Origin of the sequence: Enterococcus cecorum (genome assembly GCF_052119425.1) — a bacterium.
Lineage (GTDB): Bacteria > Bacillota > Bacilli > Lactobacillales > Enterococcaceae > Enterococcus_E > Enterococcus_E cecorum_C.
Genome location: NZ_JBQKFH010000014.1, coordinates 1 through 10865 on the forward strand (window position 1 = coordinate 1; position 10865 = coordinate 10865).

Genomic DNA, 10865 nt, shown 5'->3' on the forward strand with positions numbered 1-10865 from the left:
GCTAGAGGGACAATGGGTTGTTTCATCATAAAAAACCTCCAATCTTCTGTTTGAATACAGTATAACTGGAGGACTAGATAGATGCGATACACCTTGTTATTGGACGCTTACGTCAGGACGTCTGATGGCTAAAAAAGGTTTACCTAACGCTTGTAGTTGAGATTGGACATCTTCGTCAATCGGATCACTCAGGTCTAAAAAGAGTTGTGCGTTCTGTGCCGTGGCTAACAGGCGATCCATCGTTGTGGCATATTGCACCCAAACATTAGGGTATTGCGGCAGCTGTTTGATTTTACTGCTAACTTCAGTAAAGGCAGCGATGATAAACTGAGCTTCTGGCAGAGTGGTAATCAGTTGTTCGAGTGGGTCAAGTTGATCGGACCGAGTGAAAATCAAGGGTACTTTGTTTGATATTAACTTCGGATTTGCTAACGACTTCGCTCCATTCTAAGTTGCGATAGGTCCACCATAATTCTCGCTGTCGGCCAAATGATTCCAGGACTTATCTGGTGTTAAAAAGTGGATGATAAGAGCTTGGTCGTCTAATAATTCTTCAAATAGCGGTTTCATTCGGCCGTAACTAGCAGTCATATCATAGCCGACTTGATAATTATAGTAAGTCGGTAATTCTTGGACATAATCGCGACAAGCTAAGTTAATCACGTTTTGGTCGCCGTTGGTAATTTGGCTTTCTTGGCGTATAATTTGGTAGCAAGCTTCCTCTAAATGATATTGTTGCCACTGCGCGCAATCGATTAATATCACCTCAGAATTGTAGGCCTTCATATGTTTGATATCTAAAGTCGCACCGTCTTCAAGTGCTAAATCTAAAAAAGGAGTTAAATTACCATTGACGATAATATCGCTATCTAGGTATAAAATTCGATCTGCTTCAATCAAGCGCGGTAAGTAAAGTCGAACATAGGAGTAATCATTGATATGGTCAAAGTTCACCTTACCAATTTCAAGTTCGTTTAAGTCTATTTCAAATCATAAAGTTTACTGTCGATGGTTGCCAACTTTTCATTAATAGCGATAAACCATTCTTGTGGGATATCCATATTAGCGAGGTAGACTTCAGCATTTGGTGTATGTTAAAAAATGGATTTCAAAGTCGTCTCAACCTTGTCTAAATAGCCATAGTTCGCGGCTAGGGCAATTACTCTTCTCATCAACATTCATCCTTCCCGATATTCTTAGATTCATCAACAGACTAATTGCGTGAATGTATTTTCTTTCTTTCAAAGTACGATCTTAAAGAGTAGAAAAATAGGAGAAACTAAAAAAGAGCCTAGCCCCCTTATAAATAAAGAATTCTAAGCTCTTTTGTATTATTTCCACTCTATGTAATTAACAATTCATAAGGCTTGATTTGATGTAATTAAGCGGTTTTGACTAGTATAAACAATAATAAAATTTGCTAGTATTGGTTGCAAATAAAAATGAGTGATATAATTAGTCATACAGGAGGACATGGCGCAATGAATAGAATAGGAATTTTTTTTATTTGTAGTAATGGTGAAATTATCGCAAATCATATACCGTATAAAAAAGGAAGGTTTTTAAATGGGCTATATGATAGTAATAGCGATCATTGGGAGCTGTTCGACTCGCTTATTTTTAAGTTTGATACAGATGATTATATTAATGTACCCCGAGGAAGAGTTATTTTTGATGAACGAAACAATCAAAGTATTATCTATATAGATAAGTGCTATCTTTCAGATGAGAAAGTTTTGAAAAAAATTATCAAATTATTTCAAGTGGAAAATTATGTAATAAAATCAGACATTCATTATCAGTGTCCAAATTGTTTGGAAAATATATGGGACGATTGAGAATTGATTTAATACCCATTGTTAGTGACGTCATATTTGTACGCAATACACATACAGGCGTAATTAATCAAATAGAGAAGTACCCTAATGTAGTAGAAATAAGAAATGAGAATAACGAATGATATGCATTTTAGCAAGATTCGTTTATTACTCCTGAATACAGAGATAATAGATGGTATTAAGTTAATTCATATTGGTTGCATAATACAAAAAGAGCCTAGACTCCTTATAAATAAAGGATTCTAGACTCTTTTCTCTTATTCCCACTCAACAGTTGCAGGTGGTTTAGAAGTGATATCATACACGATGCGGTTGACATGAGCGACTTCATTAACGATTCGTACAGAGATTTTTTGTAAAACATCCCATGGAATACGGGCAAAGTCAGCAGTCATGCCATCGATTGAAGTCACCGCGCGGATACCCACTGTGTAATCGTAAGTACGGCCATCACCCATCACACCGACTGAACGGATGCCCGGTAAAACTGTGAAGTATTGCCAAATATCGCGGTCAAGACCAGCTGCAGCAATTTCTTCACGTAAGATAGCATCAGATTCGCGGACGATTTCTAATTTTTCTTCTGTGATTTCGCCAAGGACACGGATTCCTAGACCAGGGCCTGGGAATGGTTGACGCCAAACGATACTATCTGGCATACCAAGCTGTGTACCTAATGCGCGCACTTCATCTTTGAACAAAGTGTTTAATGGTTCGATTAATTCAAATTGCATATCTTCAGGTAGTCCACCTACATTGTGGTGTGACTTGATTGTTTGGGCAGTTTCGGTTCCTGATTCGATGACGTCGGTATAAAGTGTGCCTTGTGCTAAGAAAGAAATTCCTTGTTCACCAGCAAGTTTTGCGGCTTCATCATCAAACACATAAACAAATTCATTCCCGATAATTTTACGTTTTTGCTCAGGATCACTCACGCCAGCTAATTTATCTAAGAAGCGGTCTTTGGCATCTACTTTAATGATGTTCAAGCCAAATTTGCCGCCAAGACTTTCCATGACTTGGTCCGCTTCATTTTTACGTAATAGGCCATGATCAACAAAGATACAGGTTAACTGATCGCCAATTGCTTTTTGTAGTAACACCCCAACGACACTTGAGTCCACACCACCAGATAAACCTAGTAGGACTTTTTTATCGCCGACTTGTTTTCTAATATTGGCAATTTGCATATCAATGAAGTTTTCCATGCTCCAATCGCCTTTACATCCACAGATTTCTAAAGCAAAGTGTTTTAGTAAATCATTACCGTATTCTGAGTGACGAACTTCTGGGTGGAATTGTACACCATACATTTTACGTTGTGCATTTTGAATAGATGCAATTGGGCAATCTTTACTTGTAGCGACGACTTCAAATCCCTCAGGTGCTTGGGTCACTAAATCTCCATGACTCATCCAGACAACTTGTTTTTCTGGTGTGCTAGCAAATAGTTGTGCTTCTTTTGTAGTGACTTCTAATTCAGCTTTTCCGTACTCTTTGTTTACAGCGGGTTCAACTTTACCACCTAATTTATGTGTGATTAGTTGCATCCCGTAGCAAATCCCTAAGACTGGAATTCCTAAGTTGAAAATCTCTTCATCGATACCAAAAGCAGAGTCATCGTACACACTGTTTGGTCCACCTGAAAGAATAATACCTTTAGGATTGATGGCTTTGACTTCTTCAGCAGTGATTTTGTGGCTTAGCAATTCAGAAAAGACGCCAAATTCACGAATACGACGTGTAATTAATTGATTGTACTGGCTACCATAGTCTAGTACAATAATTTTTTCAACGTTTGGCAAATTGTCAACATTCTTCAAAATCATATACCCCTTATTCTATTGATTTAATATCCGGCCTTTTTGTTCAAAAGCTTTCTATTAAGTACTAATATTAATCGCTTTGACTAGATTTTACAAGTATTTCTGAAAATTTCCTAGAATTCTCATCAAAAATTTACTTCAAATAGTAAGAAATGTCGGTCTGTTAGTATTTCTTCAAATAGAGTTGATCGATTTCGTGATTATCTGTTTTGTGCAAAATGATATCAGCACGATTTTTGGTTGGTAGAATATATTCTTTGAGGTTTTTTAAATTAATCGTTTCCCAAATATGATGGGCGGTATCTAAAGCTTCCTTACGATCCCCGATAGCAAACTTATAATAGTAGTTATTTGGTTTTTGGAAAGCTGAATCTAATAAGGACTCAAAGCGTTCGAGATACCATTTTTCGATTAATTTTGGATGCGCATCGACATAAATCGAAAAATCAAAGAAATCGCTCACATAAATTTGTTGATTAGCTGGCAATTGTAGTGTGTTAATACCTTCAACAATTAGGATATCTGGTTGGTGAATGGTTTGATATTCATTTTCCAATACATCATATACTTCATGGGAATAGGTTGGAATTTTGATATTTTTCTCACCGGATTTTACGCGATTTAAAAAGTCAAGTAAACGGACCATATCATAGCTTTCAGGGAAGCCTTTACGATTAAGAATCCCTTTTTCGATTAAGACTTTATTTGGATGTAAGAAGCCATCAGTCGTAATCAATTGGACGCTTTTTCTCGGAAATAGTTTGCTTAATAAATGCTGAAGTAATCTTGCGGTGGTGCTTTTACCGACAGCCACACTTCCGGCAATTCCGATAATAAAAGGTGGCGTTTTCACATAGCGATGTAAAAATAAGCCCTTGGTTAACGCAATGGACTCAGCAGCTTGCATATATAATTGAATTAAATGACAAAGTGGGATATAGACATCTTCTACATCCTGCATTGAAATTCGATCGTTTAAACTTTTGATATTATCTAATTCGCTTTGGGTCAAGGACATTTTGCCATTTGTGTAAAATCCTTGCCATTGTTCACGAGGAACTTGATAATAGTTGGATAAATTTTCCATTGAACACCCTCGATTCAAATAAGATTACAGACTTCAGTTTACCATAAAATAAGCCAAGATGATATGAAAATTACTTACCAATATATGAAAGAAAATAACTTTACATGGTCTTTTGAAAATTTTGTATTTTACACAAAAGTCTAGTATGATAAAAGAGGAAAAGGTTGTGAGAAGGGTTGATTAGCTACAAGCAGCTAAGGTTGTCCGGAATGACAGGAAAATCCATCGCGTATTAAGATTTTCCTAGGCAGGCCGGCTTAGATGCGATGTAGCTACCCTTCGAACACCGAGGAAAAGGTTGTGAAGCGGCTCGGGTAGCGACGAGCGGATGATGGGAAGATTCACAGCTTACGAATAAATCAAACAGATAGGAATAGATGAATGAATCATTATTATAGTAACAATACAAATTTAGGACACGAATTTCAAAACTTTACTTTTACATTAAAAGGAAAGCAATTTAAGTTTACGACGGATAGTGGTGTTTTTTCAAAAGCCACGATTGACTATGGTTCACGGGTATTAATCGATACATTTAGTGCCGAAAATTTACCATCAGGACCGTTATTAGATGTGGGCTGTGGTTATGGTCCAATTGGTTTATCTTTAGCATACGCATCAAATCGAGAAGTAGAAATGGTTGATGTTAATGAACGAGCTTTAGAATTAGCACGAAAAAATGCAATTCAAAACCAAATTGATAATGTAGATATTCATTTGTCAAATATCTATGAAGATATCCATCAAAAGCAGTATGCAGCAATCATTAGTAATCCACCTATTCGAGCAGGAAAAAAAGTGGTACATGCAATTTTGACGGATAGTTATGACTTGCTATTGCCTGGAGGAACTTTGACCGTCGTTATTCAGAAAAAGCAAGGAGCGCCGAGTGCCCAAAAGAAAATGCAAGAAGTTTTTGGAAATGCAGAAATTTTAAAGAAGGATAAGGGTTATTACATTATCCAAAGCATGAAATAAGATAAATGTTTTTTTTTTCGAGCTAATAATGATACAAAAAGGGTCATTGTTAGCAGTTACAATTGTAAGCGTTTAAAATTTTAGTGAGAAATAGAACGTTTTCTCATAAAAAGCACATAAAAACACGAACATTCTCAGAGAAAAACCGAATATTTCTCATTTTAGTTAAAAATACTATAAAAGATTTATGGGAAATTTTTGTTCTTTTTGCTACAATTTTATTGATAGGAGGAATGGGGATGAAGCTGACCATTCGACAAATTGCTGAAATGGCAGGAGTATCAATTACAACTGTTTCGCAAATATTAAATAATAAAGGTAGTCGTTTTAGTGAGGAAACAAGGAAGCGCGTTTTAGATATTGTTAATGAATATCAATACAAGCCAGATTTTTTTGCTTCCAATTTAATCAATCGTCATTCAAAAACAATTGGGATGATTGTTCCTGAAGTGACTGACCTCTTTTTTACCAAGATTGTTGAAGGAGCGGAAAGTTATTTAGACCCTTTAGGATATATGTTGGTGTTGTGTCACAGTCAGCAAGATCCGGACAAAGAAATTAAATTTTTAGATGAGTTAGCGCATCGTTCAGTAGATGGTGTGTTATTAGCAACGCCAAATTTAATTCCTGAAGAACTTCGAAAAAATAATCGTTATCGTGATCAAATGCCGCTGATTTTGATTGATAGAGGGATTAATCAACGTGACCATGGTCGTATAATTATTAAAGAATATGAGGCTTGTTATCAGACGATTGTATATTTATCACAACAAGGGCATCAAAAAATCGGCATGTTACAAGAACAAACGGGGTATTATCAATTAGAAGAACGTTTGAATGGTTATAAGGATGCTTTGAAAGATTTGAATATTCCGTTTCATAAAAATCGTACCGTTGCTGGTGAGTTAACAGTTCGTGGGGGCTATTTAGCAACAAAACAATTGATGGCTCAAGATAATGAATTAACTGCAATCTTTTGTGCGAATGATGCAATGGCGATGGGCTGTTACCAAGCTTTGTACGAGTTGGGCAAGAAAGTTCCAGAAGATATTTCCGTGGTTGGATTTGATGGTATGAGCCTGACTGAATCGATGGTACCGCCGTTAACAACAATCGCCCAACCTATTTTTGAAATTGGATATACTGCTGCGAAATTTTTAGTCGATGCGATTGAATATCCTGAGCGAGAAATCCCTAATAAAGTTTTTAATACTAAATTAATAATTCGTGAGAGCGTCCGTCCGTTGACAAAAGAATAAAAGTGAGCTATATTAAGTTTGCAAAGGCTTTCATGTTTTTGTTAAAATACGTAAACTGTTTTACTCAGGTGGATGAAGCCTTGTTCTTTTTGATGTATAATAAAGTATTGTGAAAGGGCGGAGAATTTATGCGAATGGTTGATTTAATTGCCAAAAAGCGTGATGGCCAGTCTTTATCAAAAGAAGAGATTGAGTGGATTGTCACTGGTTATACGAACGGTGAAATTCCGGATTATCAAATGAGTGCGTTGACGATGGCAATTTTTTACCAGGATATGACGGACCAAGAGATTACAGATTTAACCCTGGCGATGGCAAATTCTGGAGATGTCGTGAATCTAGAAAATATCGAAGGAATAAAAGTGGACAAGCATTCTACAGGAGGGGTGGGTGATACCACAACTTTAGTATTGGCGCCTTTAGTAGCCAGTGTCGGTGTGCCTGTCGCTAAGATGTCTGGTCGTGGTTTGGGCTATACTGGAGGCACGCTTGATAAATTAGAGGCCATTCCAGGTTTTCAAATCGAATTAAGTGAAGATAAGTTTGTGGAACTAGTCAATGAGAGTAAAGTAGCAGTTATCGGTCAGTCTGGGAATTTAGCCCCAGCCGATAAAAAGTTATATGCTTTACGTGATGTGACAGCAACAGTTGATTCTATTCCATTGATTGCTAGCTCGATTATGAGTAAGAAGATTGCTGCTGGAGCCGATGCGATTGTTTTAGATGTCACGACTGGAGACGGCGCTTTTATGAAAAATATAGAAGATGCCAAACGCCTAGCTTCTACCATGGTTCAAATCGGTAAACTAGCAAATCGTCAAACGATGGCGGTGATTTCTGATATGTCACAACCTCTGGGAGAAGCAATCGGTAATAGCTTAGAAGTAGTCGAAGCAATTGAAACGCTCCAGGGTAAAGGACCGAAAGACTTAGAAGAAATGTGCTATGTTTTAGGAAGCCAAATGGTTGTATTAGCGAAAAAAGCTGATACTTTGGAACAAGCACGGGAAATGTTGGAAGAAGCGCTACATTCAGGTAAAGCTTTTGCTAAGTTTAAAGAAATGGTTGCCAATCAAGGTGGCGATGTGAGTGTCATTGATCACCCAGAAAAACTATTAACAGCTAAATATGAAATTGAACTGCCAGCCAAACAAAGTGGTGTGATTACGAAATTAGTAGCCAACGAGTTAGGCATTGCAGCCATGATGTTAGGTGCTGGTCGCAAAACGAAAGAAGATACAATCGACTTTGCGGTTGGATTGAAATTACGTAAAAAAGTCGGTGAGACCATTCAAGAAGGTGAAAGTGTCCTAACGATTTATGCAAATCAACCAGCAGAAGAAATTCAAGATGTGGTGGCGTTGTTGTATCAAAACATTGAAATTGGTCCATCAGGGCAAGAACCACCATTAATCCATGGAATTATTACAGAATAGGAGTCTATCATGTCATTTAATCAATATATCGATCATACAATTTTAAAAGCAGAAACAAAAAAAGAAGATGTATTACGCATCATTAAAGAAGCAAAAGAAAATCATTTTTGCTCTGTATGTATTAACCCAACTTGGGTGAGTTTAGCAGCTAAAGAACTAGCTGATAGTGATGTAAAAGTCTGCACAGTCATTGGTTTCCCTTTAGGTGCCAATACTACGGCAGTGAAAGCCTTTGAAACAACAGATGCCATCAATAATGGGGCAGATGAAGTGGATATGGTTATTAATATTGGGGCTTTGCGCGATGGCAATGAAGAACTTGTCTTAAACGATATTCAAGCAGTCGTGGATGCAGCCAAAGATAAAGCTTTAGTCAAAGTGATTATCGAAACAGCTTTACTTACCGATGAAGAAATCGTCAAAGCTTGTCAATTAGCCCAAAAAGCTGGGGCTGATTTCGTAAAAACTTCAACAGGTTTTTCAACAAGCGGAGCAAAAGCAAAAGACGTTGCATTAATGCGCCAAACAGTTGGTTCAGATATGGGTGTCAAAGCTTCTGGCGGTATCCATACAGCACAAGAAGCACAAAGTATGCTTGATGCTGGGGCAACACGTCTTGGTGTAAGTGCAAGTATGGCAATTATTGCTGGTGAAAAAGGAACTGGCTATTAAGAAGGTGTATCTATGAAAGCTAAACAAGAATGGATTGATTTAGCAACGCAAGCCCTTGATAAAGCCTATGTCCCTTATTCTCACTTTCCAGTAGGGGCGTGTCTTGTCTGTGAAGATGGCACACTTTATCAAGGAATTAATATCGAAAATGCTTCTTACGGCTTAACAAACTGTGCCGAAAGAACTGCATTCTTTAAGGCAGTCTCAGAAGGAAAACGCAACTTTAGCCATTTGGTGATTGCTGGCCATACACCTGAACCAATCTCTCCTTGTGGGGCTTGTCGTCAAGTGATGGCAGAATTTTGTACACCGGATATGCCGGTCACATTAATAGGCGATGAAGGTGTCATCAAAGAAACAACGGTGGAAGAATTATTACCTTACTCTTTTTCCAACCAAGATTTACATGTACATTGATTACGGTTATCCAGCATATGGCTGATAACATATAAGACTTATCTAATTTAGGGGGCTTTACAGAAATGAAAAAAGCAAAATTATTCAGTTTAGCTACAGTTGCTTTAACTAGTACATTAGTGTTAGCTGCATGTGGCTCAAACAAATCAAATGACGGCGCGAAAAAAGACGCTGCCAAAGACAACAAGAGTGTAGCAATTGTTACTGACGTCGGTGGGGTTGATGACCGTTCATTTAACCAATCAGCTTGGGAAGGATTACAAGCTTGGGGTAAAGAAAACGGCATGAAAAAAGGTGTAGGTGGCTATAACTATTTCCAATCTGACAAAGAATCAGCTTATGCTACTAACCTTAACTCTGCTGTACAAAATGGCTTCAAGACAATCTTCGGTATTGGTTTCAAACTACAACCTGAAATAGAAAAAGCTGCAGATCAAAACAAAGATTACAACTTTGGTATCATTGACTCAGTCATCGAAGGTAAAAAGAATGTAGTATCTGCTACATTCAAAGATAATGAAGCTTCTTACTTAGCTGGTGCTGCTGCGGCTGCTACGACTAAGACAAATAAAGTAGGTTTCATCGGTGGTGAAGAAGGGGTTGTTATTGACCGCTTTGAAGCTGGTTTCGTGAAGGGTGTAGAAGAAACTGCTAAGAAATTAGGTAAGACAATTACAGTTGATGTACAATATGCTGGTTCATTTGGTGATCCTGCAAAAGGTAGAGCTGTTGCTGCTCAAATCTTTGAAGGTGGCGCAGACATCATCTTCCATGCTTCAGGTGGTACTGGTCAAGGGGTATTCCAAGAAGCTAAAGCAATTGATGAACAATTAACTGAAGCAGAATTAAAAGACAAACAAGTTTGGGTTATTGGTGTAGATAGCGACCAACAAGCAGAAGGTGCCTTCAAGACTAAAGATGGTAAAGATGCTAACTTAACTCTTTGCTCAACACTTAAAGGTGTAGGTGCTGCGGTTGCCGATATTTCTCAAAAAGCTGCTGATGGTAAATTCCCTGGTGGTAAACACTTAGTATACGGTCTTAAAGATGGTGGTGTTGATTTAACAGATGGTTTCTTAAGTGATGAAGCTAAGAAACAAGTTGAATCAGCGAAGAAAGATATCTTAGACAATAAAGTAGAAGTACCAGAAAAACCTAGCAAATAATCAAAAGTAAGTATTCTGTGATCTTATCCATTGCGATAAGGTCACAGTTTCTATCAAGGTTACAATTAAGGAGACTAAGTTAATCTCTTTAATTGTGGGAATTGATTTTTCACAAAAAATGTTGATGCATCATGTTTATAAGTAAGGAAGTGAAGGAAGTTGACTCAAGGATTTGAAAATGTCGTT

Annotated in this window: 11 protein-coding genes; 7 read left to right on the forward strand and 4 right to left on the reverse strand. The window is 37.5% G+C overall.

Translation table 11 applies throughout. The features are described 5' to 3' along the window. Positions 1 to 96 precede the first annotated feature (96 nt). Together ACTQZM_RS04970 and ACTQZM_RS04975 are read right to left on the reverse strand one after the other, a co-directional pair. Positions 97 to 240: a hypothetical protein gene (locus tag ACTQZM_RS04970; RefSeq protein WP_441653087.1), complete on the reverse strand. Its 144-nt coding sequence runs from the start codon at positions 238 to 240 to the stop codon at positions 97 to 99. A 207-nt stretch (positions 241 to 447) separates the two neighbouring features. Next, positions 448 to 954, reverse strand: coding sequence for a glycosyltransferase (locus ACTQZM_RS04975; protein WP_441653088.1), 507 nt, complete (start codon positions 952 to 954; stop codon positions 448 to 450). 527 nt (positions 955 to 1481) lie between these two features. On the opposite strand from ACTQZM_RS04975, the gene ACTQZM_RS04980 reads away from it, so the two are divergent. Next, a complete protein-coding gene (locus tag ACTQZM_RS04980) occupies positions 1482 to 1838 on the forward strand; it encodes a hypothetical protein (protein ID WP_300121270.1) in 357 nt (118 codons plus the stop codon). Positions 1839 to 2095: 257 nt separating this feature from the next. Here ACTQZM_RS04980 and guaA read toward each other — a convergent pair whose 3' ends face one another. Both guaA and coaA read right to left on the reverse strand, forming a co-directional pair. Then, positions 2096 to 3667: a glutamine-hydrolyzing GMP synthase gene (gene guaA / locus ACTQZM_RS04985; protein WP_412133164.1), complete on the reverse strand. Its 1572-nt coding sequence runs from the start codon at positions 3665 to 3667 to the stop codon at positions 2096 to 2098. A 160-nt stretch (positions 3668 to 3827) separates the two neighbouring features. After that, positions 3828 to 4751, reverse strand: a complete 924-nt coding sequence (gene coaA, locus ACTQZM_RS04990) for a type I pantothenate kinase (protein ID WP_441653089.1) — start codon at positions 4749 to 4751, stop codon at positions 3828 to 3830. 381 nt (positions 4752 to 5132) lie between these two features. Here coaA and ACTQZM_RS04995 point away from each other — a divergent pair, with 381 nt between their 5' ends. The 6 genes from ACTQZM_RS04995 to ACTQZM_RS05020 all read left to right on the forward strand — a co-directional run bounded on the left by ACTQZM_RS04995 (position 5133) and on the right by ACTQZM_RS05020 (position 10679). Next, positions 5133 to 5729: a class I SAM-dependent methyltransferase gene (locus ACTQZM_RS04995; RefSeq protein WP_441653090.1), complete on the forward strand. Its 597-nt coding sequence runs from the start codon at positions 5133 to 5135 to the stop codon at positions 5727 to 5729. A gap of 239 nt (positions 5730 to 5968) precedes the next feature. After that, positions 5969 to 6988, forward strand: coding sequence for a LacI family DNA-binding transcriptional regulator (locus tag ACTQZM_RS05000; RefSeq protein WP_441653091.1), 1020 nt, complete (start codon positions 5969 to 5971; stop codon positions 6986 to 6988). A 128-nt stretch (positions 6989 to 7116) separates the two neighbouring features. Beyond that, positions 7117 to 8424 (forward strand): pyrimidine-nucleoside phosphorylase, encoded by a 1308-nt coding sequence (locus ACTQZM_RS05005; RefSeq protein WP_441653092.1) that lies wholly within the window; start codon positions 7117 to 7119, stop codon positions 8422 to 8424. Positions 8425 to 8433: 9 nt separating this feature from the next. Continuing rightward, entirely contained in the window at positions 8434 to 9096 is a 663-nt protein-coding gene (gene deoC, locus ACTQZM_RS05010; protein WP_016250272.1) for a deoxyribose-phosphate aldolase, read from the forward strand. 12 nt (positions 9097 to 9108) lie between these two features. Then, on the forward strand, positions 9109 to 9513 hold the full coding sequence (locus tag ACTQZM_RS05015) for a cytidine deaminase (RefSeq protein WP_016250273.1): 405 nt from the start codon (positions 9109 to 9111) through the stop codon (positions 9511 to 9513). Positions 9514 to 9578: 65 nt separating this feature from the next. Further along, a complete protein-coding gene (locus ACTQZM_RS05020) occupies positions 9579 to 10679 on the forward strand; it encodes a BMP family lipoprotein (RefSeq protein WP_441653093.1) in 1101 nt (366 codons plus the stop codon). Positions 10680 to 10865: the final 186 nt, after the last annotated feature.

Coding starts and splice junctions, on each gene's coding strand:
- ACTQZM_RS05000 (WP_441653091.1), top strand. CDS start 5,969: ATGAAGCTGACCATTCGACAAATTGCTGAAATGGCAGGAGTATCAATT.
- ACTQZM_RS05015 (WP_016250273.1), top strand. CDS start 9,109: ATGAAAGCTAAACAAGAATGGATTGATTTAGCAACGCAAGCCCTTGAT.
- ACTQZM_RS04995 (WP_441653090.1), top strand. CDS start 5,133: ATGAATCATTATTATAGTAACAATACAAATTTAGGACACGAATTTCAA.
- ACTQZM_RS05020 (WP_441653093.1), top strand. CDS start 9,579: ATGAAAAAAGCAAAATTATTCAGTTTAGCTACAGTTGCTTTAACTAGT.
- coaA (WP_441653089.1), bottom strand. CDS start 4,751: ATGGAAAATTTATCCAACTATTATCAAGTTCCTCGTGAACAATGGCAA.
- ACTQZM_RS04970 (WP_441653087.1), bottom strand. CDS start 240: ATGGATCGCCTGTTAGCCACGGCACAGAACGCACAACTCTTTTTAGAC.
- ACTQZM_RS05005 (WP_441653092.1), top strand. CDS start 7,117: ATGCGAATGGTTGATTTAATTGCCAAAAAGCGTGATGGCCAGTCTTTA.
- ACTQZM_RS04980 (WP_300121270.1), top strand. CDS start 1,482: ATGAATAGAATAGGAATTTTTTTTATTTGTAGTAATGGTGAAATTATC.
- guaA (WP_412133164.1), bottom strand. CDS start 3,667: ATGATTTTGAAGAATGTTGACAATTTGCCAAACGTTGAAAAAATTATT.
- deoC (WP_016250272.1), top strand. CDS start 8,434: ATGTCATTTAATCAATATATCGATCATACAATTTTAAAAGCAGAAACA.